The 22,551-nt window shown below is 51.4% G+C and carries 23 protein-coding genes; 14 read left to right on the top strand and 9 right to left on the bottom strand.

What is annotated here, in order from left to right; translation table 11 throughout:
• Positions 1–124 precede the first annotated feature (124 nt).
• The 5 genes from cysB to acnA all read left to right on the top strand — a co-directional run bounded on the left by cysB (position 125) and on the right by acnA (position 4,829).
• Positions 125–1,099, top strand: coding sequence for an HTH-type transcriptional regulator CysB (gene cysB, locus QMG44_RS08795; protein WP_006175683.1), 975 nt, complete (start codon positions 125–127; stop codon positions 1,097–1,099).
• Positions 1,100–1,437: 338 nt separating this feature from the next.
• Positions 1,438–1,578 carry a YmiA family putative membrane protein gene (locus QMG44_RS08790; RefSeq protein ID WP_214579162.1) on the top strand — a complete coding sequence of 47 codons (141 nt, stop codon included), beginning with the start codon at positions 1,438–1,440 and terminating at the stop codon, positions 1,576–1,578.
• Positions 1,579–1,580: 2 nt separating this feature from the next.
• Positions 1,581–1,751 carry a hypothetical protein gene (locus tag QMG44_RS08785; RefSeq protein WP_032669764.1) on the top strand — a complete coding sequence of 57 codons (171 nt, stop codon included), beginning with the start codon at positions 1,581–1,583 and terminating at the stop codon, positions 1,749–1,751.
• A 140-nt stretch (positions 1,752–1,891) separates the two neighbouring features.
• Positions 1,892–1,990, top strand: a complete 99-nt coding sequence (gene ymiC, locus QMG44_RS08780; protein WP_032669830.1) for a small membrane protein YmiC — start codon at positions 1,892–1,894, stop codon at positions 1,988–1,990.
• A gap of 163 nt (positions 1,991–2,153) precedes the next feature.
• A complete protein-coding gene (gene acnA / locus QMG44_RS08775; protein ID WP_086532444.1) occupies positions 2,154–4,829 on the top strand; it encodes an aconitate hydratase AcnA in 2,676 nt (891 codons plus the stop codon).
• A 44-nt stretch (positions 4,830–4,873) separates the two neighbouring features.
• Here acnA and ribA read toward each other — a convergent pair whose 3' ends face one another.
• Complete coding sequence (gene ribA / locus QMG44_RS08770) at positions 4,874–5,464, bottom strand: GTP cyclohydrolase II (RefSeq protein ID WP_003856813.1); 591 nt, start codon at positions 5,462–5,464, stop codon at positions 4,874–4,876.
• Between the two features lie 197 nt (positions 5,465–5,661).
• On the opposite strand from ribA, the gene pgpB reads away from it, so the two are divergent.
• The 5 genes from pgpB (at position 5,662) to yciH (ending at position 9,311) form a co-directional block, all read left to right on the top strand.
• Positions 5,662–6,429 carry a phosphatidylglycerophosphatase B gene (pgpB, locus tag QMG44_RS08765; protein ID WP_040019035.1) on the top strand — a complete coding sequence of 256 codons (768 nt, stop codon included), beginning with the start codon at positions 5,662–5,664 and terminating at the stop codon, positions 6,427–6,429.
• Between the two features lie 148 nt (positions 6,430–6,577).
• Positions 6,578–6,886, top strand: a complete 309-nt coding sequence (locus QMG44_RS08760; protein WP_013096374.1) for a LapA family protein — start codon at positions 6,578–6,580, stop codon at positions 6,884–6,886.
• A 6-nt stretch (positions 6,887–6,892) separates the two neighbouring features.
• The gene (gene lapB / locus QMG44_RS08755) at positions 6,893–8,062 is read left to right on the top strand and encodes a lipopolysaccharide assembly protein LapB (RefSeq protein ID WP_086532445.1); all 1,170 of its coding nucleotides are present in this window, start codon (positions 6,893–6,895) and stop codon (positions 8,060–8,062) included.
• 185 nt (positions 8,063–8,247) lie between these two features.
• Positions 8,248–8,985 (top strand): orotidine-5'-phosphate decarboxylase, encoded by a 738-nt coding sequence (gene pyrF, locus QMG44_RS08750; RefSeq protein WP_086532926.1) that lies wholly within the window; start codon positions 8,248–8,250, stop codon positions 8,983–8,985.
• Entirely contained in the window at positions 8,985–9,311 is a 327-nt protein-coding gene (gene yciH / locus QMG44_RS08745) for a stress response translation initiation inhibitor YciH (RefSeq protein ID WP_014170365.1), read from the top strand. The genes pyrF and yciH overlap by 1 nt, the downstream gene beginning before the upstream one ends.
• Before the next feature lie 104 nt (positions 9,312–9,415).
• On the opposite strand, the gene osmB is transcribed toward yciH, so the two are convergent.
• The 3 genes from osmB to QMG44_RS08730 form a co-directional block, all read right to left on the bottom strand.
• The gene (gene osmB / locus QMG44_RS08740; protein WP_008501216.1) at positions 9,416–9,634 is read right to left on the bottom strand and encodes an osmotically-inducible lipoprotein OsmB; all 219 of its coding nucleotides are present in this window, start codon (positions 9,632–9,634) and stop codon (positions 9,416–9,418) included.
• Between the two features lie 263 nt (positions 9,635–9,897).
• Positions 9,898–10,650: a DNA-binding transcriptional regulator YciT gene (locus QMG44_RS08735; RefSeq protein ID WP_086532446.1), complete on the bottom strand. Its 753-nt coding sequence runs from the start codon at positions 10,648–10,650 to the stop codon at positions 9,898–9,900.
• Between the two features lie 43 nt (positions 10,651–10,693).
• On the bottom strand, positions 10,694–10,876 hold the full coding sequence (locus QMG44_RS08730) for a hypothetical protein (RefSeq protein ID WP_025204000.1): 183 nt from the start codon (positions 10,874–10,876) through the stop codon (positions 10,694–10,696).
• Positions 10,877–11,068: 192 nt separating this feature from the next.
• Between QMG44_RS08730 and QMG44_RS08725 the strand changes: the two genes are divergently transcribed.
• The gene (locus tag QMG44_RS08725) at positions 11,069–11,935 is read left to right on the top strand and encodes a crotonase/enoyl-CoA hydratase family protein (RefSeq protein WP_014170362.1); all 867 of its coding nucleotides are present in this window, start codon (positions 11,069–11,071) and stop codon (positions 11,933–11,935) included.
• Here QMG44_RS08725 and pdeR read toward each other — a convergent pair.
• The 4 genes from pdeR to fabI form a co-directional block, all read right to left on the bottom strand.
• Complete coding sequence (gene pdeR / locus QMG44_RS08720; RefSeq protein WP_086532447.1) at positions 11,932–13,923, bottom strand: cyclic di-GMP phosphodiesterase; 1,992 nt, start codon at positions 13,921–13,923, stop codon at positions 11,932–11,934. The genes QMG44_RS08725 and pdeR overlap by 4 nt on opposite strands.
• 324 nt (positions 13,924–14,247) lie before the next feature.
• Positions 14,248–16,182 carry an exoribonuclease II gene (locus tag QMG44_RS08715; protein ID WP_020882446.1) on the bottom strand — a complete coding sequence of 645 codons (1,935 nt, stop codon included), beginning with the start codon at positions 16,180–16,182 and terminating at the stop codon, positions 14,248–14,250.
• An 88-nt stretch (positions 16,183–16,270) separates the two neighbouring features.
• Positions 16,271–17,257 carry a CMD domain-containing protein gene (locus QMG44_RS08710; protein ID WP_014170359.1) on the bottom strand — a complete coding sequence of 329 codons (987 nt, stop codon included), beginning with the start codon at positions 17,255–17,257 and terminating at the stop codon, positions 16,271–16,273.
• 156 nt (positions 17,258–17,413) lie between these two features.
• Complete coding sequence (gene fabI, locus QMG44_RS08705) at positions 17,414–18,202, bottom strand: enoyl-ACP reductase FabI (protein WP_020882447.1); 789 nt, start codon at positions 18,200–18,202, stop codon at positions 17,414–17,416.
• Positions 18,203–18,519: 317 nt separating this feature from the next.
• Between fabI and QMG44_RS08700 the strand changes: the two genes are divergently transcribed.
• The 3 genes from QMG44_RS08700 (at position 18,520) to QMG44_RS08690 (ending at position 21,614) form a co-directional block, all read left to right on the top strand.
• The gene (locus QMG44_RS08700) at positions 18,520–19,344 is read left to right on the top strand and encodes a helix-turn-helix transcriptional regulator (RefSeq protein ID WP_086532448.1); all 825 of its coding nucleotides are present in this window, start codon (positions 18,520–18,522) and stop codon (positions 19,342–19,344) included.
• Positions 19,345–19,797: 453 nt separating this feature from the next.
• Positions 19,798–20,082 (top strand): hypothetical protein, encoded by a 285-nt coding sequence (locus QMG44_RS08695; protein WP_032678287.1) that lies wholly within the window; start codon positions 19,798–19,800, stop codon positions 20,080–20,082.
• Between the two features lie 182 nt (positions 20,083–20,264).
• Complete coding sequence (locus QMG44_RS08690) at positions 20,265–21,614, top strand: GGDEF domain-containing protein (protein WP_086532927.1); 1,350 nt, start codon at positions 20,265–20,267, stop codon at positions 21,612–21,614.
• A gap of 51 nt (positions 21,615–21,665) precedes the next feature.
• On the opposite strand, the gene QMG44_RS08685 is transcribed toward QMG44_RS08690, so the two are convergent.
• Positions 21,666–22,490: a helix-turn-helix domain-containing protein gene (locus QMG44_RS08685; protein ID WP_086532449.1), complete on the bottom strand. Its 825-nt coding sequence runs from the start codon at positions 22,488–22,490 to the stop codon at positions 21,666–21,668.
• Positions 22,491–22,551 lie beyond the last annotated feature (61 nt).

The following is a 22,551-nucleotide window of genomic DNA, read 5'->3' as shown; positions in this document are numbered from 1 at the left end:
TATTATTTTTTGTTCCGTACTATACAGTCAGGCTATAAATGATATAGTGGTTATAGTTAACCCTTTTCTTATTATCAAATCGTCTTAAGCGATTGACCGCGTGCGCTAAATCGGATGGTCTGGCATGAAATTACAGCAGCTTCGTTATATCGTTGAGGTGGTGAATCACAACCTCAACGTCTCTTCTACCGCTGAGGGGTTATATACCTCGCAACCGGGCATCAGCAAACAGGTTCGTATGCTGGAGGACGAATTAGGTATCCAGATTTTCGCTCGCAGCGGTAAGCACCTCACGCAGGTGACACCCGCCGGGCAGGAAATCATTCGTATTGCCCGGGAAGTCCTCTCCAAAGTTGACGCTATTAAGTCCGTGGCGGGTGAACATACCTGGCCGGATAAAGGCTCGCTTTATATTGCCACAACGCATACTCAGGCGCGTTATGCGCTGCCAGGCGTTATTAAGGGCTTTATAGAACGTTATCCGCGCGTCTCTTTGCATATGCATCAGGGCTCGCCCACGCAAATCGCTGAAGCGGTTTCAAAGGGCAACGCGGACTTTGCCATCGCGACAGAAGCGCTTCACCTGTATGACGATCTGGTTATGCTACCGTGCTACCACTGGAACCGTTCTATCGTAGTGACCCCGGATCATCCGCTGGCGGGGAAAGGGTCGGTGACTATTGAAGAGCTGGCGCAATATCCTTTAGTGACATACACCTTCGGCTTCACCGGACGTTCTGAGCTTGATACGGCCTTTAACCGGGCGGGATTAACGCCGCGCATTGTCTTTACCGCCACGGATGCTGATGTCATTAAAACCTATGTGCGGCTTGGCCTGGGCGTTGGGGTGATTGCCAGCATGGCCGTCGACCCGGTTTCAGATCCGGATTTGGTTCGTCTTGATGCGCACGATATTTTCAGCCACAGCACGACCAAAATTGGTTTCCGTCGCAGCACCTTCCTGCGCAGCTATATGTATGATTTTATTCAACGCTTTGCCCCGCATTTAACGCGTGACGTGGTCGATACGGCGGTTGCATTACGCTCAAATGAAGATATTGAAGAGATGTTTAAAGACATCAAACTTCCGGCAAAATAATCACTCCCGGTATCTTTCCCTCACGGAAAGATACCGAATTAACTCCTCAAAGCTAAATCATAATTATCATCATCTACATTTTCCCTGCCATATAATGTCATTACCCTTTTAATCTGTATGGTTTTAATGTCGTGAATTGGCGACAAAAGTAGAAACTAATTTACGGCTACGCAAATATTTCTTTTCAATTATTTATTTCTGGTCAAAAGATTGAATATTTCCCACCAATTGATGCGTAAATTCACTGGCTTTTCGGCTAAAGTTTCTTTAGGATTTATCTCAACAGATGATTAATTGTACCAATTGTTTGGTCCTAAATGATAAGCGATATCGATTGTATGAGGTTAGCAATGCCTTCAGGAAGTGAAGAACCGCAAAGGGATCCTGCGCTCAAGCGTAAAGCCTGGCTGGCGGTCTTTCTCGTCTCCGCCCTGTTTTGGGTAGTGGTTGCTCTCCTTGCCTGGAAATATTGGGGTTGAATATGGCAGTGACGGTACGTACAGAAACGGTAAAACAGATGTGTCAGCATCGTGACAGTGGTCACAAAGGACGCAAAGCACCTGCGACCGTTGTCCCCGCGTCCTGGAAACTGACGCCACAGCAGCAAGCCTTTATTGATGTGTTCGCAGAAGACGAACCCAAAAAACAATAATTTAGTTAATTGCGTAATGATGCAAATAGTCTGAATACAGACTCTGCACCTTTGTACTCTTTAATAAATACACATCAGCAATATAGAACTGAGGGCAAACCTCGGAGCCTTTTTAAAAATAATGCCTGGTGTACCCTATGATGAATAACATGATGTCTCATAAATACTGGTCATGGCTCGGCGTTTTTTCTGTGTCGATCCTGTTCTGGTCTCAGCTCATCTGGCTGGCCTTCCTGTAAATCCAAAACCTCGCTGCGGCGGGGTTTTTTGTTTTCGCACTTCACTGGACCATTCCTAAATTTATCAATTCGGGTTGTTATCAAAACGTTACGACATCTTTGTGTTATCTTTAATTACAGCCCTGATGATTGTCAGGACATCTCTGTAATTAAGGAGGAGCTTATGTCGTTAACCCTACGCGAAGCCAGTAAGGACACATTACAGGCAGAAAACAAAACCTGGCATTACTATAGCCTGCCACTGGCTGCCAGAACGCTTGGGGACATTTCGCGTTTACCCAAGTCCTTGAAAGTTTTGCTGGAAAACCTCTTACGCTGGCAGGATGGCGATTCCGTCACCCTCGAGGATATCCAGGCGCTGGCGGGGTGGCTGAAGAGTGCCCATGCCGACAGAGAAATAGCCTATCGCCCGGCGAGGGTCCTGATGCAGGACTTTACCGGTGTTCCCGCCGTGGTTGATTTAGCCGCCATGCGCGAAGCCGTTAAGCGCCTCGGTGGCGATACGGCAAAAGTGAATCCGCTTTCTCCCGTTGACCTCGTGATTGACCACTCCGTGACCGTTGACCACTTCGGTGATGATGATGCTTTTGGCGAAAACGTACGTCTGGAGATGGAACGTAACCACGAGCGCTATGTTTTCCTGAAATGGGGGCAACAGGCGTTCAGCCGCTTTAGCGTGGTTCCGCCTGGAACCGGTATTTGCCATCAGGTTAACCTCGAATATCTGGGCAAAGCCGTCTGGAGTGAATTGCAGGATAAAGAGTGGGTGGCTTATCCGGATACGCTGGTCGGGACGGATTCACATACCACCATGATTAACGGCCTCGGTGTGCTGGGGTGGGGCGTCGGGGGTATTGAAGCGGAAGCGGCTATGCTTGGTCAGCCGGTGTCGATGCTCATTCCTGATGTGGTGGGCTTCAAACTCACCGGTAAGCTGTCGGAAGGCATTACCGCCACCGACCTGGTGTTGACCGTCACCCAGATGCTGCGTAAGCATGGCGTGGTGGGTAAATTTGTTGAATTCTACGGTGACGGGCTGGATTCGCTGCCGCTGGCCGATCGCGCCACTATCGCCAATATGGCGCCGGAATATGGCGCGACCTGTGGCTTCTTCCCCATTGATGACGTCACGTTGGAATATATGCGCCTGAGTGGTCGCAGTGAAGAGCAGGTCGCGCTGGTCGAGGCCTACACTAAAGCGCAGGGGATGTGGCGAAACACGGGTGATGAGCCGGTATTTACCAGCACGCTTGAGCTGGATATGGGAAGCGTCGAGGCGAGCCTTGCCGGGCCAAAACGCCCGCAGGATCGGGTCGCGTTACCGGACGTGCCAAAAGCTTTTGCCGCCAGCAATGAACTGGAAGTCAATGTCGCGAAAAAAGATCACCGTCCAATAGACTATGTCCTGAACGGACATCAGTATCAACTTCCGGATGGCGCGGTGGTTATTGCCGCTATCACCTCCTGCACCAACACCTCGAACCCAAGCGTTTTGATGGCCGCGGGACTGTTGGCCAAAAAAGCCGTTGAGCTTGGACTGAAACCGCAGCCGTGGGTTAAGGCTTCGCTGGCCCCGGGCTCTAAAGTGGTTTCAGATTACCTGGCGCAGGCAAAACTCACCCCGTACCTTGACGAGCTGGGCTTTAACCTCGTGGGTTACGGATGTACTACCTGTATCGGTAACTCCGGTCCGCTGCCTGAGCCGATTGAAACGGCGATCAAGCAGGGCGATCTTACCGTGGGTGCGGTTCTTTCCGGTAACCGCAACTTTGAAGGGCGTATTCATCCGCTGGTGAAAACCAACTGGCTGGCCTCGCCGCCGCTGGTTGTGGCTTACGCGCTGGCGGGAAACATGAATATCAATCTCACGACAGACCCGATTGGTCACGATCGCAAGAACGAGCCTGTTTACCTGAAAGATATCTGGCCGTCTTCACGCGACATCGCGCGAGCCGTTGAAAAGGTCTCAACCGAAATGTTCCGCAAAGAGTATGCGGAAGTGTTTGAAGGCACACCGGAATGGAAAACAATTAACGTCGTGGGCTCGGATACCTATGACTGGCAGGATGATTCGACCTATATTCGTCTGTCACCGTTCTTCGATGACATGCTGGCTGAACCTGCTCCGCTTAAGGATATCCACGGGGCGCGTATTCTGGCGATGCTGGGCGATTCCGTTACCACGGACCACATCTCGCCGGCGGGCAGTATCAAAGCCGACAGTCCGGCAGGCCGCTATCTGCAAAGCCGTGGGGTGGAACGCCGGGACTTCAACTCCTACGGATCGCGTCGTGGTAACCACGAAGTGATGATGCGCGGGACGTTTGCCAACATCCGCATCCGCAACGAAATGGTTCCAGGCGTGGAAGGGGGCATGACGCGTCATTTACCTGGCACGGAAGTGGTTTCGATTTATGATGCCGCCGTCAAATACCAACAGGAAGGCACGCCGCTGGCGGTGATTGCCGGTAAAGAGTACGGTTCCGGCTCCAGTCGAGACTGGGCAGCGAAAGGTCCGCGCCTGCTTGGGGTACGCGTGGTCATTGCCGAATCTTTCGAGCGTATTCACCGTTCGAATCTTATCGGGATGGGGATCCTGCCGCTAGAGTTCCCGCAGGGCGTCACCCGTAAAACGCTGGGGCTGACCGGGGAAGAGCAGATTGATATTAGTGGTCTGCAAAACCTGCAGCCGGGTAAAACGGTTCCGGTGACGTTAACGCGAGCAGACGGTAAAACGGAAGTGCTTGAATGCCGGTGTCGCATTGATACGGCAACCGAGCTGACTTACTACCAGAACGATGGCATATTACATTACGTAATTCGTAAAATGCTGGATTGACGCACTCAGCCCGGCTCGCGATGGCGATGCCGGGCATCTCGCGATCACTCGCTCAGGAGGTGACCCATTTTGGCGGCTTTGGTATCAAGATAGTGGGCATTTTTCGGGTTACGGCCGACAATCAGCGGAACACGTTCGACGATATTGATCCCCGCTTCGGTCAGGATTTCCACCTTTTTCGGGTTATTGGTTAGCAGACGGACCTCATCAACCCCAAGAAGCTTGAACATATCGGCGCACAGGGTAAAGTCGCGCTCATCGGCGGCAAACCCGAGCTGGTGGTTCGCTTCAACCGTATCGTATCCCTGATCCTGCAGCGCGTAGGCGCGGATTTTATTCAGCAGGCCAATATTACGACCTTCCTGACGGTGATAAAGCAGCACCCCACGACCTTCTTCAGCGATGTGAGAAAGAGCTGCTTCAAGCTGGAAACCGCAATCACAGCGCAGGCTGAACAAGGCATCGCCAGTCAGACACTCCGAATGTACGCGAGAGAGTACCGGCGTCTGTCCTGAAATGTCACCGAACACCAGCGCGACATGATCCTGTCCGGTTGCCAGTTCTTCAAATCCCACCATCAGGAAATCGCCCCATGGGGTTGGCAGTTTGGCTTCTGCCACACGTTTAAGCTGCATGTGATTCTCCAGAGTAGGCTGACACGTTTCGTGCCTTTCGCCTGTTTGGCTTTCTGTATCTGTTCATTTTGCCACAAGCTCAGCACGTTCGCCTAATGGGCGCCATGCTATATGGACGTTAAACGCACGATCCGACATATCCACCCAACAGATGAATTTCAGTTATGATTGTGGTGCTTAGCGAAAAAGGAGAAGACATGCTTTCAATCGCCAGACGTACGGCAGCAGGTGCGGCCATTCTACTTATTATGCCGCTGGCCGTATGGGTCTCGGGCTGGATGTGGCAGCCGGGTCAGAACGCCACATGGCTGAAAACATTATACTGGATAACGGAGACGGTCACCCAGCCGTGGGGAATTATCACGCATGTGATCCTTTGCGCCTGGTTTCTGTGGTGTTTGCGCTTTCGTCTGCGTGCGGCGCTGATGCTCTTTGCGATACTCGGTGGGGCGATCCTCATCGGGCAGGGCGTGAAGTCCTGGGTTAAAGATCATGTCCAGGAGCCGCGTCCTTTTGTCGTCTGGCTGGAAAAAGCGCATCAAGTTCCGGTGGATGAGTTCTACAATTTAAAACGTAAAGATCGTGGTGCGCTGGTCAAAGAACAGCTTGCGGAACAGCAGGATATCCCGAAGTTCTTACGTAAACACTGGCAAAAAGAGACCGGGTTTGCTTTTCCTTCCGGCCATACCATGTTTGCCGCCAGTTGGGCGTTACTGGGAGTAGGGCTGCTTTGGCCACGGCGACGTACTGTCACGATCGCGATTTTACTGGTCTGGGCCACAGGGGTGATGGGCAGTCGTTTGCTGCTGGGGATGCACTGGCCGCGGGATTTGGTGGTGGCTACGCTGATCTCATGGCTGCTTGTGACGCTGGCAACATGGCTTGCTGAACGCATCTGCGGTCCGTTAACGCCACCGCCTGTCGAGGAAGAAGAGATCGCCGAAAGGGACCAAAGCGACGCCTGACGGTTGATATTCCGCGTTTTGCCCATAAATCCATGACTGGCGCGTCACTTTTTCCGTTTCGCGCCCGCCACTAAAATGGTAGTTTATAAGGCTGATTGCGGTGAGTTGAACACACTTTATTCGCTTGAACCACATAACGGGAAGTAATGTGAAATATTTACTCATTTTCTTACTGGTATTGGCGATTTTTGTCATTTCAGTCACATTGGGTGCACAAAACGATCAACAGGTGACGTTTAACTATCTGCTGGCGCAGGGCGAGTATCGTGTATCGAGCCTTCTGGCGGTTTTATTCGCCGCGGGCTTTGCGATTGGCTGGCTGGTATGCGGTCTTTTCTGGTTGAAAGTTCGTGTTTCACTTGCGCGCGCTGAACGTAAAATTAAACGACTCGAACATCAAATTGCGCCTGCGTCCGACATTCCGGAAAGCTCTGGTGTGCCGGTCGTCAAGGAATAATCGACTATGCTGGAGTTGTTGTTTCTGCTTTTGCCTGTAGCCGCAGCCTATGGCTGGTATATGGGCCGCAGAAGTGCGCAACAAACAAAACAGGATGAGGCTAACCGACTCTCCCGCGACTACGTTGCTGGGGTGAACTTCCTCCTGAGCAATCAACAGGACAAAGCAGTAGACCTGTTCCTCGATATGCTCAAAGAGGATACGGGCACCGTTGAAGCGCATCTCACCCTGGGAAACCTGTTCCGCTCGCGTGGCGAGGTTGACCGCGCCATTCGTATTCACCAGACCCTTATGGAAAGCGCCTCGTTGACCTACGATCAACGCCTGCTGGCGGTACAACAGCTGGGCCGTGATTACATGGCGGCGGGGCTGTACGACCGTGCAGAAGACATGTTCTCGCAGCTGGTAGATGAAACGGATTTCCGCGTCAGCGCCTTGCAGCAGCTGCTGCAGATTTATCAGGCCACCAGTGACTGGCAGAAAGCCATTGATACGGCCGAGCGTCTGGTGAAGCTGGGCAAAGATAAGCAGCGAGTTGAGATAGCCCACTTCTACTGTGAACTGGCCCTTCAGCAAATGGGCAACGACGACATGGACAAAGCCATGGCGTTGCTTAAAAAGGGTGCCGCCGCTGACCGTAACAGCGCACGTATCTCCATTATGATGGGGCGGGTATTTATGGCAAATGGCGACTATGCCAAAGCTGTAGAGAGCCTGTTGCGGGTTATTGACCAGGATAAAGAGCTTGTCAGTGAAACGCTCGACATGCTGCAAACCTGCTATCAACAACTGGATAAGCAGGATGAATGGGTGACGTTCCTGCGTCGTTGCGTGGAAGAGAACACCGGCGCGACTGCCGAACTGATGCTCTCGGACGTGGTTGAGCAGTATGAGGGCAGTGATACCGCGCAGGTCTATATTACGCGTCAGCTGCAGCGTCATCCGACCATGCGGGTATTCCATAAGCTGATGGACTACCACCTCAACGATGCAGAGGAAGGGCGCGCCAAAGAGAGCCTGATGGTACTGCGCGACATGGTAGGCGAGCAGGTACGAAGCAAACCGCGCTATCGTTGCCAGAAGTGTGGGTTTACGGCGTATACACTGTACTGGCACTGTCCTTCATGCCGGGCATGGTCCACCATCAAGCCAATCCGTGGCCTTGATGGGCAGTAATTTTTAAAAACGCTCTATTTTAGTTACAACATACTGATGGGTTTTCAGAACCCATCGAGTCCGTGCGGTTTGCCGGCCAGCCAGGAGAGCAAATCGATCCTGTCAATTTGCAGCGCTGGCAGGTAGAATGCTCGCCGTTTATCTGTTCCGCGCCGCTGCGCGCCCATAGACGAAAAGGGCTGGTCATGACGTCTGTTACTTCCTCCGCTTCCCGCGTAATTACTGATTCTCCTGTTGTTGTTGCGCTTGATTACAATAAACGTGACGCGGCACTGGCCTTTGTCGAGGGTATAGACCCTCGCGACTGCCGTCTGAAAGTTGGCAAAGAGATGTTCACGCTGTTTGGACCGCAAATCGTACGCGACCTGCAACAGCGCGGTTTTGACGTTTTCCTCGACCTTAAATTCCACGATATCCCGAATACTACCGCGCACGCCGTGGCTGCTGCTGCAGAACTGGGGGTATGGATGGTCAATGTGCATGCATCGGGTGGGGCAAGAATGATGACCGCGGCCCGCGAAGCGCTCCTGCCGTTCGGCAGCGACGCACCGTTGCTGATTGCCGTAACCGTACTGACCAGTATGGATGAGAGTGATTTACGCGAACTCGGCGTGACGTTGTCACCTGCTGAGCATGCAGAGCGTCTCGCGCGCCTGACGCAAAATTGCGGGCTTGATGGTGTCGTCTGTTCCGCGCAGGAAGCCGTGCGTTTCAAATCAGAACTAGGTCAGGCTTTCAAACTCGTTACCCCAGGTATCCGCCCGGCCGGCAGCGAGGCCGGCGATCAGCGTCGCATTATGACGCCTGAACAGGCGCTGGCGGCAGGGGTAGACTATATGGTCATTGGGCGTCCTGTGACGCAGTCTGCTAACCCGTCAGAGACGCTCAAGGCGATCAACGCATCACTGAAAAAGGGGGCATAATGACTGATTCAAACAGTCGTCTGGTCTACTCAACAGAAAGTGGGCGTATAGACGAACCAAAAGCGAAAGCCGAGCGCCCGAAGGGGGACGGTATTGTTCGTATCCAGCGTCAAACCAGTGGACGCAAAGGTAAGGGCGTATGCCTTATCTCCGGCATTGATCTTGACGACGCGGAACTGGTTAAGCTGGCCGCCGATCTGAAAAAGAAATGTGGCTGCGGTGGTGCAGTGAAAGACGGCATTATCGAAATCCAGGGCGATAAACGTGATTTAATTAAATCCCTGCTCGAAGCCAAAGGCATGAAAGTGAAACTGGCGGGCGGCTAAAATAGATGAGCCACGGCATTTGCCGTGGCTCTTTTTTTTACGTGCGTAAGTCAGACCTGAAATGCGTTCTAATATCGCAGTACCGGTGGAGGCTTATTTAATAATTATTTGCCGACCTGGTGACCGATAATACCACCGACAGCAGCGCCACCTAATGTACCCAGCGTACTACCATCTGTTAATACCGCACCGCCCAGAGCACCAGCACCGGCACCAATTGCGGTGTTGCGGTCACGTTTAGACCAGTTAGAGCAAGCGCTCAGGGACATTGCTACAGTGATTGCCAGAACAGCGGCGGCTAATTTTTTGCTGGTTAAGGTCATAATACTTTCTCCTGAATTATCGATTCACGGAAAGAGCTACGCTTTAAGTATAGACGAATTGAATACTTAAAAACTGTTTTCCGTGAAAGCTGGTCGCGCAGGCGTTACGTAATCACGCAGGTGATAGTCACTTCCTGTTATATCGCTAACATTAATTTTACGACTTTAAGGCGGGTTAAACAGGTAAAAACTCTTAAAGGAGGGTTAGGAATCATCTCAGACAGTAGGGACATAGGCGCCCGACATTCGGGCGCTTAAAGGACTCAGGGCGACTTTTTAATAATATTGACGATAAGACCGTCATCTTCCAGTTTAATACGATGCTCATCGCTCAAACGTTCGTCGGTAATTACGCGGCTAAAGCGAGAGACTGGCCCCATGGTATAAGGGTGAACGGCGCCAAATTTTGAGCTATCAGTCAGCACAATGGCCTCACACTCTTTTTCCAGCACCGCATTCACCACATCAGAACGCATCATATCGCGGCCGGTGAAGCCCGTTTCTGGCTGCCAGCCATCAATACCAATAAAGGCCTTACTGAAATGGACCTGCTGAACATACTGGCGGGTCAGGGGGCCAACCATGCTTTCGCTTTTTTTCTGGTAAATGCCGCCCAGCAGGATCACCTCGCAGCGGGTCTCTTTGAGCAGGTGCGCGATATAGCTACTGACCGTGATGATAGTAACGTCTTTCTGTTCGGCAAGCGTGCGCGCCAGTAAGGCATTGCTACTGCCGTTTTCGATAAACACCGTCTCGCCATTGTTAACTAAAGACGCGGCAAACTCCGCCAGCTCACGCTTCAGGGCGTAGTTGTTCATCATGCGCGTCTCAACGTCCTCGCTATCGAGCGGGACCGCATATCCATGCGCACGACGCAGGTAGCTCTGTTTCTCCAGCAGGTTAAGATCCTGGCGGATGGTGACTTCTGAAACGCCGGTGGTTTTAGCGAGATCGACTACGCTGACGCGTCCCAGGTCAATGACCATCTGCAAAATGATTTGTTGTCGGGAATTCATAGCATCCAATTAATAAAGCGAAACAGGTTCGGAAACAGCAGGATCAAACTTCCCACGGCGCTTTTGGCTGTCCGTTCTCAGGTGCGTTTTCAGCACCCTTTTGAGCAAGAAGTTCAGACTTCAGGATCTCCAGATTACGGATCGCCGAGTGATAATCGCCTGCCACCAGGATATCCAGCACGGTATCAATACGTTGTGCTACAGCTTGTGCATCAATAGTAGACATAATCTCACCCCAGGTGCGAAAAGGTAATATTTTCAATGATGCAGAAAATGGGATCAAAAGAGAAGGGAAAAAATGCAATAACTAAATCACATTAATGAAAGTGATAAATTTATTCCCCCACATGCTGCGGGCTTAATGAGTGGATTAGTCTAAAACTGCGCGCAAGGCGCTTTTTCTGTGAGGAATTAGACTATGACAGTTATCAACCAGCCTACCTGCACCCTGTTTACCGATACTGAACGTTTCACACAGTTGTCAGCCTACTACGAGGAAGAGCGGCACACCATCTGGATGATGCTGCGGGCGCAACCTCGTCCTTGTTTTAATCATGCGTTAATTGAGGAGATCATGAACCTCTCCTGGCTGGTTCGCCAGTCCGGATATCTGGTCGATTTTTGGGTAACCGGGTCACTGGTTCCTGAAATGTATAATGCGGGAGGCGATTTACAGTTCTTCGTAGAGTGCATTCAAAATGGACGGCGTGAAGCGTTACGCGCGTATGCACGTGCCTGCGTCGACTGTGTGCACGCAGCGTCGCGGGGGTTTGATACGGGCGCGGTCTCTCTGGCAATGGTTGAAGGCAGCGCGCTAGGCGGTGGGTTTGAGGCTGCGCTGGCACACCATTTTGTTCTCTCTCAGCGCGATGCCCGTCTGGGCTTCCCGGAAATTGCCTTCAACCTGTTCCCGGGCATGGGGGCATATTCGCTGGTCGCACGTCGGGCAGGGATGAAACTGGCGGAAGAACTCATCTACAAGGGGGAGTCGCATACGGCAGAATGGTACGAACAACATGGATTGGTCGATGTGCTGTTTGAGCCCGGGCAGAGCTACGTCTCCGTCAGAACCTTCATCGACACGCTGCGACCGAAGCTGAACGGGGTAAGGGCGATGTTGCGCGCCCGAACCCGGGTACTGCAACTGCCGCGCAGTGAACTGATGGATATCACGGAAGACTGGGTTGATGCGGCGTTCTGCCTCGAGCCAAAAGATATCGCCTATATGGAGCGTCTGGTGATGCTGCAAAACCGCCATCATGGGGCATTACGCAAAGCCAGTTAACGTTGTTTTCGCGACTGATATCGCTTTAGCCATCGCTCGAATGCGGCAGCGGGCATCGGCTTAGCGAAGAGAAAGCCCTGCCGTTCGTTGACGCCGTTCTTGGTCAGAAAGGCGTCTTCTTTCGCGCTCTCGACCCCTTCAGCGATGACCTGCAGGTTTAAGGCCTGTGCCACCGCGACGATGGCCCGCACCAGAGACTGGGAGATCGATTGTTTATGTATATCCCTGACGAAGGATTGATCGAGTTTAATGGCGTCGATAGGGAACCGCGCCAGCTGCGACAGAGACGAGTAGCCGGTGCCGAAATCATCAAGATGAATTTGCGCGCCAAGTTTGCTGAACTGCTGGATCACAGAGAGCGCCAGCTCTTCGTTTTCGATAAGGCAGCTTTCCGTGAGTTCAACGTCGATGGGGCAGTATTCAAAATCCAGATCCTTCAGCGCCTGCTTTAAATCGCTGAAAATGGTCTGGTCGGCCAGCTGACGTGCGGAGACGTTGACCGCCACGCGCAGGTTAATCCCCTTATCGCGCCATTTAGCCACCTGGCGCACCACATCAAGCATCACCCAGCGGCCCAGCGGGACAATCAATCCCGACTCCTCGGCATAAGAGATAAACTCCAGCGGAGGGATCAAACCGCGCTCCGGCGACTGCCAGCGCACCAGCGCTTCCAGACTTCGGATTTCACCCCGCCAGGTAATTTTAGGCTGGTAGTGAATCAGAAGCTGATCGTTATCCAGCGCTTTACGCAGGTTGGTATCCAGCCAGAGATATTCAAATACGCGCTGGTTCATCTCAGGTGAGAAGACGCAGAACTTGCCCCGGCCATTCTCTTTCGCCGTGTACATGGCGGTATCGGCATTACGGATGACGCTTTCCCTGTCGTTACCGTGCTGGGGGGCGAGAGCGATACCGAGCGAGCAACCGGTGTAAATTTCTATCAGGCCAATTCTGAACGGCTGGCGCAGACGGGTTAAGATCCGCGACGCCATGGCTTCCAGAGAGCCCTGAGAGGTATCTGTGGCCATGACAATAAACTCATCACCGCCAAGTCGCGCCAGCACCTGACCGTCATCCAGACAGCTCAGAATGGCCAGAGCGACAGCCTGCAATAGCTGGTCACCAAACATATGGCCGTAGGCATCGTTGACCTTTTTAAAGTTGTCCAGGTCGAGATACACCACGCCTACCTGCGTTTCACCGCGGCTGGCGATGGCATCAGAAATCAGTTCGTGGATCGCATTACGGTTTGGTAAACCGGTAATGGTGTCGGTATTGGCCAGCACGCGCAGACGCTCCTGGGCGCGGCGCTCCTCGGTAATGTCGGTGCCGGAACAGATAAGGAAAATTTCATTTTTGCCGCTGCCGCTATGAACAAACTTGTTTCTGAACAAAAACAGCCGTTGCCCTTTACGCGTTTTGATCCAGCGTTCGACCTCGTAGGAGCTGCCGTTGCGAAAAAAACCGGTGATATTGCGCTTTGAAGCTGCCGCTTCGCTCCGGCTCATAAACAGCTTGAACACGTTCTGGCCAATAACTTCTTGTTCTTTCAGACCGGTATATTCTTCACTCAGCCGGTTAAAACGCTGAATATTGCCGTTATGATCGAGAATAACGATGACGGAGTTGGCTTCAGAGACAACCTGTTCAGCAAAAGAGAGGCCCTGAGCCAGGTCACGAGCCACGGAGGGCGTATCGTTCCACGCTGACGCGGTGCCGGCCCATTCATTACGGGTTATTTTGCGCCCCACAAGATGAACCGGGACATCTTCGCCGTACAACGAGAGCGTCATGGAGATGCTGGAGGTAATGACGGTTAACTGGCGGATAAGTTCGGCTTGTTCATCATCCAGCGCCACCACCTCAGTCACATCGGCATTTTCGCTGGCGGCAAGGTGCAGAGCATTGCTGTCAGCTGTCATTCGCCACCAGGGGCTATGCGTACCCATGTAACGAAACAGCAAATTCTGCTCCAGATCGCCCATCATGTTTTCTCCCGCAGCTGCTCATTAGCGCACAAATCATTCATTTGCCGTCGACTTTTCCGTTGTGAAACAGCGGCAACCCCAAAATGAACGTCGTGTTTTTTCCCGGTTTTCTTATAAAAAACGCGTCTGGCGAAAAAGGATATTTATTGTATAAAAATTCACGTAACCGAATATAACGGCACTCTTTTACTGTAGATAATTATGGCAATTTTGGGCGGGAAGGCGCTGAAAATAGTACGAAAAAATAATGATTTTGCGGCGGGGGTTCAAAAGAAAAATTGTCGGCGCTTCCCGAAGGGAAACGGCCGACAATTTAAGCGGTTATCAGGCGACCGGTCGCGCGATAACGCTGCGGGTTTCCATGCGAACTTCAGCGATGTTTACGTCAATCACGTCTGTGACTTTGTAAACTGTTTCACCTTTGATTTGCACGGTACCATTCTCCTGGCTGCAGACCAGTTCGTCACGGACGGCATGCAGGAACGGGGCAGGGATAAAGGCGACGGCACCGTTATCCACCAGGCGAACGCGCATACCGCCCCGGCTGATATCAATGATTTCTGCGGCGAAGCGAGTATCTGTACCCGCTTTATCCTGCAGGTAGCGTGCGTACAGCCAGTCTCCCACGTCACGTTCCGCCATACGGTTCAGGCGACGTCGTTCGGCCATCTGCAGGGTGGTGTCATTTTGCGGACGCGCAATGGACTCACCCTTAATGATCGCCTTCAGCAGACGGTGGTTGACCATGTCGCCATACTTACGAATAGGTGACGTCCAGGTCGCGTAGGCTTCCAGGCCGAGGCCAAAGTGTGGACCCGGCTCGGTGCTGATTTCAGCAAAGGACTGGAAACGACGGATACGGCTGTCGAGGAAACCGGATGGCTGTGCATCCAGCTCGCGGCGCAGCTTACAGAAGCCCTGTAGCGTCAGCACTTCTTCAGGGTCAACGTGCACATCGTGGTTCTTCAGCAGGGCCGCCAGCGCTTCGGTATTGGCCGGATCAAAACCAGTGTGGACGTTGTAAATACCAAAGCCCAGCTTGTCACGCAGGACGCGAGCGGCACAAATGTTGGCAGAAATCATCGCTTCTTCAACAATGCGGTTCGCAATGCGACGCGGTTCAGCCACGATATTCAGCACTTCGCCTTTCTCACCCAGCACAAAGCGATAGTCCGGACGATCTTTAAAGACCAGCGCATGGGTTTTACGCCACTCGCCGCGGTTCAGACAAATGCGGTGCAGCAGGCGGATCTGTGCGGCAATCGCGTCTGATTCCGGTTTCCAGGTGCCGGTATTCTCAAGCCAGTCGGAAACATTGTCGTAGGCCAGCTTGGCTTTCGATTCGATGGTTGCGGCAAAAAATTCAATATCGTCTTCGATCGCGCCATCGGCGGCGATGGTCATGCGGCAGGCAAGGACCGGACGCACTTCATTTGGACGCAGTGAGCAGAGGTCATCTGACAGTTCGCGCGGCAACATGGGGATGTTGAAGCCCGGCAGGTAGTTAGTGAACGATCGGACTTTTGCCATATCGTCCAGCTTGCTGCCTTCAACGATCCAGGCGGTGGGATCGGCAATGGCGACGGTCAAATGCAATTTGCCATCAGCGCTCTCTTCCGCATACAGCGCATCATCCATATCTTCTGTGCTGGCGCTGTCGATAGTGACAAACTCCAGGGCAGTGAGGTCGCGACGCGTCAGGCCTTCGTCCTGCATTTCAGTCGCTACGCCGTCTGGCGCTTCTTTCTCAAGATTATGGCGTGCAAGCGTCACCCACCATGGCACGAAATGGTCGTCGCCAAAGGTGATGAACTGGGTCAGTTCAGCATAAAAGCCACGATCGCCTTTCAGAGGATGACGGCGCATTTCTGCTACGGCCCAGTCACCTTCTTTGAAATCATGCTCAACACCACGGGCGGCGCGGCAAGGAATGGCATCTTTCAGCAGGGGATGATCCGGCACGATAGAAAGACGATCGTCTTTTCGCTGGACCTTGCCCACGAAGCGGGTCAGGAACGGTTCGATCAGTTCTTCCGGCTCGGCGGACTCACGTTCCTTTTCGGTATGAATGACGGCCGTAATGCGGTCGCCATGCATCACTTTCTTCATCTGCGGTGGCGGAATGAAGTAGCTTTTCTGCGCATCAACTTCAAGGAAGCCAAAGCCCTTTTCCGTGGCTTTTACGACCCCTTCTGCACGCGGCGTCTGGGAATGCAGTTGCTGTTTAAGCTGCGCTAGCAGCGGGTTGTCCTGAAACATAATGTTCTATTTTCGTAGCCATTGAGCGGCTGACAGTTTTACGCGATTCTCACTGTCACAGCAAGCGGTCTTTGGGTAATTAGTATGGTTATTCCCCTTTGCCAAACGCGACTTTCAGGCGTTCAAGCCAGCCATCCATCGCGCTCCGGGTGAGCAGTTTTATCGCCCGTACCGCAGGCAGTCCTTGTTCAGTGAGCGGGGTGAACTGTGCGGCACTGAAGCGGTCCGGAGAACGCGTCAACAAGTCGATTGCCGCCGAAAGCGCCGGCGAATCAAGAGAAATATCATCATGGCTGTTTACCAGGATCTCACCCGTCAGGTCGAGCAGGATGGGCTCATGGCTGAGTACCGGCGTCAGCGCTTCAAGGGCGGGTTCGGCCTGCCAGCGGGAAAGCGATTCAAGCTGATGCGCGCTGGCATAACGCAGTTCAACGACAGGTAAAAGCGCCACCCAGGACTCAGGAGCAGCTGGCAGCGTGTGCGGCTGAATATGATGGCCGGGCAGCCAGCGTACAGGATGCCCCAGCAGGGCCTGAAAGACGGCCACCACGCGTGCCTGAAAACCGATAAAGCCGATAATCTGATTAATAAGCACCATGTCGTAGGTTGTCAGGCCCACCTCATCAAGCTGCTGCTGTGCTTTATCATCGATGACATCAGGTGAGCTGGCGAGCTGACGGGCGTACTGGGTGATTTGTGCCAGGCGGCGGTTACTTTCGCGTGAGGAGTCAGGGCCGGGAAGCGGGGCGAGGAGGGCGGCATAGTGGTTACACAACCGTTGGACGCCACAGGCCTGCGCGACCGTTAATGCAGTACTCAATCTGTCGTAGGCGCTGAGCGTATGCAGCCGGTTAACGGAGATTGAGAGCGGAAACAACAGGTGGCATAAGGTTCTGGCAGGGGTGAGCCAGCCAGTACAGGCGGCGACAATCTCGTCAGGCAGGGCTAAATCGAGCAAAAAACGATCGTCGACGTTAGCGGCTTCGGGCACCAGAGGCAGAACATCCGTCTGCGCGTGGTTTGACTGGGTTTCGTGGTACCAGTGGCCTTTGCCGGAAAAACGGCGTTGTTCCATGGGCGTTCCTTGATCTCAAAATGGCGATCAATATCCTGGCGTAAGGCAGATGTGGGGAAAAATATTGTTAGGTGATAACAAATAGCTGAACGGAATAACGAAGGGGTCGGGCGGAGGAAGGAAAACTCTCTTCCCGTGAGGGAAGAGAGTCACAGCTTATTTAATTTCCAGCTCGTTCATTGCAGCGATGTTGAAGCCGCCGTCAACGTGAACCACTTCGCCGGAGATACCCGCGGAAAGGTCAGAGCACAGGAACGCTGCAGAGTTACCCACATCTTCAATGGTAACGGTACGACGAATCGGAGTAACCGCTTCGCAGTGCGCCAGCATTTTACGGAAATCTTTGATACCGGAAGCTGCCAGGGTACGGATTGGACCCGCAGAGATAGCGTTCACACGCACACCTTCTGGACCCATCGCGTTCGCCATGTAGCGGACGTTTGCTTCCAGAGACGCTTTAGCCAGACCCATAACGTTGTAGTTAGGGATAGCACGTTCTGCGCCCAGATAGGACAGGGTCAGCAGAGCTGCGCCGGGGTTCAGCATCGCACGGCAAGATTTAGCCATTGCCACGAAGCTGTAGGAGCTGATGTCGTGAGCGATTTTGAAGCCATCACGGGTTACCGCGTTCACGTAGTCGCCGTCCAGCTGATCGCCAGGAGCGAAGCCGATGGAGTGAACGAAACCGTCGAATTTCGGCCATGCTTTTGCCAGTTCAGCAAACATGCCATCGATGCTTTCGTCTTGTGCAACGTCGCATTCCAGAACAAGGCTGGAACCCAGCTGCGCGGCAAACTCTTCTACACGGCCTTTCAGCTTGTCGTTCTGGTAGGTGAACGCCAGCTCAGCGCCTTCGCGATGCATAGCCTGTGCGATGCCGTATGCGATGGACAGTTTGCTGGCAACGCCAGTTACCAGAATGCGCTTACCGGAAAGAAAACCCATAGATTTAATCCTTATATTCATTGCTTATTTTTTGCCTTGTAAATCATAGCATTACAGGCAACATTTCAAAGTCATTCGAAATTAGCTCGAAATTATATCCCACTCAGTGCCCCTTGTGTCACGCTATTTCTCGCTCAAAGCCCGTGACGTATGTCATGGAAGGGGGTGAGCGAACGCGTTATCACGCTGTTTCACAGGCATCCGTCCATTATATCACTGCGCGACCGGTTCGCCTCATCCAACCAGAGGCGGGCGTTTTTGCGCAAAATGATCCGTTCAGTGGATTTTACGTATTACAATCCAGTTAGAGTCAAAACATGAAAGAAATCATTAACAAACACGTTATAGACTGGGTTGAAGATAATATTTTATCTCTGGAGCATATCGATCGGCTGGTCGTAAAAACGGGTTACAGCAGAAGGACGCTCGAAATCTGGTTTAAACACCAATACCACCAGTCGCTGGGTGAGTATATGCTCAGGAGACGAATGAGCTATGCCGCGTCTTTATTAAGGATGACGTCTCTGCCGGTCACCGAAATCGCTCACATTTTTCAGTATCATAGTGGACAGGGTTTTGCCCGCGCGTTTAAGAAATTGACCGGGAAAACACCGTCTCAATATCGAAGCGATGAAATATGGGACTTCCAGCGTTACCATCCTTCACTGTTATTAGAAGGGCTCCGTAAACGTGACGTGAAGATTTGTCGGCTGGCGCGGACGTTTTCCTATAACGATACCCTGACGGAATATGATCATATTTTTAATCCTGCGATACAGGATGTGACCAAAAGACTGAGAAAACTTTTGCTTGATCATCGTGGGGAGGTAAAAGAAATCGCCATCAGGGGACGGCGTCCAGAAGGCCTGGATAAAAGCCGGGAAAACATGGCTGAAGTCATAATTGATTATCTGTCACCGGATAATACGTCGCACCAAAAACAGGAATATCATTTTTCCGGTAAATATGCCGTTATGCGGTATGACGGTAGCTGGAGCGCCTACGGTAAGCTCAGCAAAAAGAACTATTTGTGGGTAATGTCATATCATCAATTCAGGCTGCGTAATGAAACCCATTTAATGACGTTCCATTCCTGCTCCGAAGATAAGGTCGTATTTGATATTTATATACCCATAGTCTGAGTCTGGCACCGTCTCGTAATTAAAACGAATCAGTCAGTACGGGCTCTCGTCTGTGAGCCCTGACGCTATATATTCCTCGCAAAACAGATGTTTTACAAATGGAGTTGTGAACGATGAAAGAAGAATTGTATCGATTCGATGATGATATCGACTCAATTGCCTATTCCGTCGCATTTAGCGAATGGCTCGGTATCGATAATCTGCAGGATTGTGCCCTGACAAGAATTTCGGAGGAGGACAGGGGGAATATGAGCGAAAGTTAGAGGAGTTTCGCCATTTCTTTCAATATGCTTCAGGGGAGGAGTATTTTTCACATTTTCTTTTACAGAATAAAACGCATCACTAAGTTTAACATATACGGATATATGGAATGCATGCATGAGGATTGCACAGTTATTAGTTAAGACGTTAATTGTCGGAACGGTTTCTTTTCCTTACGCGACGGTGTCGGCCATGACACCAGCGGAACATAGTCAGTATGACGCTCTGATTATCGAGGCGAGAAAAGGCAATACGGAACCAGCCTTGTCCTGGTTTTCAGGCCACCATCGGCTTGATGAGTCTCAGGTCGCCGACTGGATGCAAATCGCCCTGTGGGCCGGTAAAGATAATGAGGTTATCAACGTCTATTCACAATACAAACATCATACGTTACCGGCGAGGGCCTATTCAGCGCTGGCGATAGCCTATCGCAACAAGCAGGTAAGAGTGATCTCACTGGTGAGTAAAGCGCAGTAGGGAATATCCCGGTTCGGTACGACATCGACCGGGATAATCCACTTCAACAGACTGAGGTCGGTTAACTGAAGCATCTGAAAAGAGGGTGGCAAGCCTGACCGGTTTGCCCCTCGATGTTAAGCAGAGAATGGTGTAAATCGCTCTGCCGTTTCACGTCTTTTATTTATGCGGTATTAATGAACATGAATAACATTACGTTGGCTGAGAAAATGATCGTGCTGTCCGGTGCACTGCTGTTTGCACTGATGATCGCGGTGAACTCCTTTTTTGTTAATGATAATCCAGGTTTCAGGGTACCCATGACAACCTATTTGATCGTCATGATTGCGCTGTTTTTTCTGGATACCATTATCTTTATTTTTATCCAGATGCAGTATGCGTCTGACCGATCTCATTTATCCCTGTTAATCCTGAGCATGGCGTTCCTGAGCGGTCTCATCTATTTCATAGAAACCATTATCGTCATTCAGCTTCCTGAAGACGCCGGGTTAACCCATACGCTAAAAACTAACGATACGGCGGTATTTTATTTTTTCCGCCAGTTAAGTTTTATTTTTTTGCTGGGGCTTGCTGTATGGGTGGAGAAACTCACGGCACGGCGACGATTCACATTACGGAATAAGGTCTGGCTGGCGCTAATATCGTTAATCCCACTGGTTATGTTCCCGGTGCTGGCCCATGCTTTGAGCAGCTACAATCCAACCTGGACATTAACGATAGCCGCGTATCGCCCCGATCAGTATCATCCTGTCTGGGATGTTCGCTACGTTAACGCTCTGATAGTGCTCTGGTCGGCCTTAGCCTGCTACATGACTTACGTGACACGCTTTTCATCTGGCGTCTGGAACAGCATCATAGTGGTGTGCCTTTCTGCGATCACCTATAACTTTTTCCTGCTCTTACTCGATACGTATAACCTGTCGCTCTGGTATATCAGCCGGGCGGTAGAAGTGTTCAGTAAACTATTTGTTATCTGTACCTTACTGTTACATGTCTTCAGCTTGCTGAGATTTTTTGGCGATCGGGTTAACCGCGATCCCCTTACGCAGATCTTCAACCGCAAGTATTTTTTTGAGGCACTTCAGCGGCTCTGCATGCTCAGAACAGAAAAGGGCACCAGCATTATGATGCTTGATATCGATAACTTTAAGACCATTAATGACACCTGGGGACATCCTGTGGGGGACCGCGTCATTCTGGCGGTCGTGGATATTATTAAAGACAGTATTCGTGATAACGACGTCTTTGCCAGACTGGGAGGTGAAGAGTTTGGCCTGCTGTTGCCCGACACGGACAGGAGTATGGCCGTAGCCGCCGCAGAACGTATTCGCAAGAATGTTGAGCAACGCACCGGGCAGGGTAATCTGTACGCGGTGCCCCTGACGGTAACGTTAAGTATTGGCGTGTGCTCAGCCATTCATGAAAACGTCAACAGTAGCGATATCATTCGTGATGTGGATGAAGCACTGTATGAGGCCAAGCACGGTGGTAAAAACAGAACCGTGTGCAGACAGGCCGCAGGGTCGGTCTGATCCGGCGTTGCGCGCCTCCGCGGTGTGATTTACGCGCAAGAAAAAACGGGGTTATAACACAGGGATGTAAATATCAAAGTTAACGCGCTCATCGCTGCAGGCGTTAAAACGCATTAAATGAATGCCATCGCGCAACGTCAGGCGGTTCGTCACCATTGCCTTAACAAACGCAATTTTGTTATAGGCGCTATAACATTCCCAGCTGCCTTCAAAGGACATTTTTGCATATTTTCCGGTAAGTAAAAGTGTGTCTTTCTTTGTTGTTTTAGTGCTGTCTAAACAATATGAAATTAAGACTTCTACCAGATAGGAACGGCTTTTACCCAGACGTTCTGGTCGGCGCGGCACTATGGCAAGCTGTTGGATCCGATCGCGATTCTCTAGCAGGAGTTTTTTGATTTTTTTAGTGACATCGTACACCGCAGTATCAAAAAGATGATCGTGCTCTATAATCTCATGGGTATACGGAAAAATCTCATTGAGCTCACAGAGTGTTATTTTGGGTGTTTTAAGATCGTCTAATAAAAATGAGGGCTGAAGGATATCAAAATCCCACTCTTTTGCATTTCTGTATTCAGAAGGGGTGAGTCCCGACATCTTTTTAAAGGCTCTTGAAAACCCCTGGCTGCTTTGGTAGTGAAATAAATAAGCAATGTCCGTAACGGGAAGCGACGTCATTCTGAGCATGATGGCTGCAAGGCTCAGCCTTCTCCTTAGGATGTACTCACCTAAAGAGAGGTGATATTTCTCTTTAAACCATGTTTCCATGGTTCTTCTGCTATACCCGGTATCTTTAACCAATTGATCAATATGTAAAATAGAAAAATTATTTTCCTCTACCCAGGTGAGAATATATTTACTAATACTTTCTTTCATTCGATATCTACAGCGTGTGGCGTCATGACGTAATTAATAAATTGCCGGTGGGGCTTATGCC

This window comes from Enterobacter sp. 200527-13 (assembly GCF_027924865.1).
GTDB classification, from domain to species: domain Bacteria; phylum Pseudomonadota; class Gammaproteobacteria; order Enterobacterales; family Enterobacteriaceae; genus Enterobacter; species Enterobacter ludwigii.
This window is presented reverse-complemented; position numbering and strand designations above follow the sequence as displayed.

Excerpts from the sequence above, each read along its gene's own strand:
- cysB (WP_006175683.1), top strand. The coding sequence starts at position 125 with ATGAAATTACAGCAGCTTCGTTATATCGTTGAGGTGGTGAATCACAAC.
- QMG44_RS08790 (WP_214579162.1), top strand. The coding sequence starts at position 1,438 with ATGAGGTTAGCAATGCCTTCAGGAAGTGAAGAACCGCAAAGGGATCCT.
- QMG44_RS08785 (WP_032669764.1), top strand. The coding sequence starts at position 1,581 with ATGGCAGTGACGGTACGTACAGAAACGGTAAAACAGATGTGTCAGCAT.
- ymiC (WP_032669830.1), top strand. The coding sequence starts at position 1,892 with ATGAATAACATGATGTCTCATAAATACTGGTCATGGCTCGGCGTTTTT.
- acnA (WP_086532444.1), top strand. The coding sequence starts at position 2,154 with ATGTCGTTAACCCTACGCGAAGCCAGTAAGGACACATTACAGGCAGAA.
- ribA (WP_003856813.1), bottom strand. The coding sequence starts at position 5,464 with ATGCAGCTTAAACGTGTGGCAGAAGCCAAACTGCCAACCCCATGGGGC.
- pgpB (WP_040019035.1), top strand. The coding sequence starts at position 5,662 with ATGCTTTCAATCGCCAGACGTACGGCAGCAGGTGCGGCCATTCTACTT.
- lapB (WP_086532445.1), top strand. The coding sequence starts at position 6,893 with ATGCTGGAGTTGTTGTTTCTGCTTTTGCCTGTAGCCGCAGCCTATGGC.
- pyrF (WP_086532926.1), top strand. The coding sequence starts at position 8,248 with ATGACGTCTGTTACTTCCTCCGCTTCCCGCGTAATTACTGATTCTCCT.
- yciH (WP_014170365.1), top strand. The coding sequence starts at position 8,985 with ATGACTGATTCAAACAGTCGTCTGGTCTACTCAACAGAAAGTGGGCGT.
- osmB (WP_008501216.1), bottom strand. The coding sequence starts at position 9,634 with ATGACCTTAACCAGCAAAAAATTAGCCGCCGCTGTTCTGGCAATCACT.
- QMG44_RS08735 (WP_086532446.1), bottom strand. The coding sequence starts at position 10,650 with ATGAATTCCCGACAACAAATCATTTTGCAGATGGTCATTGACCTGGGA.
- QMG44_RS08730 (WP_025204000.1), bottom strand. The coding sequence starts at position 10,876 with ATGTCTACTATTGATGCACAAGCTGTAGCACAACGTATTGATACCGTG.
- QMG44_RS08725 (WP_014170362.1), top strand. The coding sequence starts at position 11,069 with ATGACAGTTATCAACCAGCCTACCTGCACCCTGTTTACCGATACTGAA.
- pdeR (WP_086532447.1), bottom strand. The coding sequence starts at position 13,923 with ATGATGGGCGATCTGGAGCAGAATTTGCTGTTTCGTTACATGGGTACG.
- QMG44_RS08715 (WP_020882446.1), bottom strand. The coding sequence starts at position 16,182 with ATGTTTCAGGACAACCCGCTGCTAGCGCAGCTTAAACAGCAACTGCAT.
- QMG44_RS08710 (WP_014170359.1), bottom strand. The coding sequence starts at position 17,257 with ATGGAACAACGCCGTTTTTCCGGCAAAGGCCACTGGTACCACGAAACC.
- fabI (WP_020882447.1), bottom strand. The coding sequence starts at position 18,202 with ATGGGTTTTCTTTCCGGTAAGCGCATTCTGGTAACTGGCGTTGCCAGC.
- QMG44_RS08700 (WP_086532448.1), top strand. The coding sequence starts at position 18,520 with ATGAAAGAAATCATTAACAAACACGTTATAGACTGGGTTGAAGATAAT.
- QMG44_RS08695 (WP_032678287.1), top strand. The coding sequence starts at position 19,798 with ATGACACCAGCGGAACATAGTCAGTATGACGCTCTGATTATCGAGGCG.
- QMG44_RS08690 (WP_086532927.1), top strand. The coding sequence starts at position 20,265 with ATGAATAACATTACGTTGGCTGAGAAAATGATCGTGCTGTCCGGTGCA.
- QMG44_RS08685 (WP_086532449.1), bottom strand. The coding sequence starts at position 22,490 with ATGAAAGAAAGTATTAGTAAATATATTCTCACCTGGGTAGAGGAAAAT.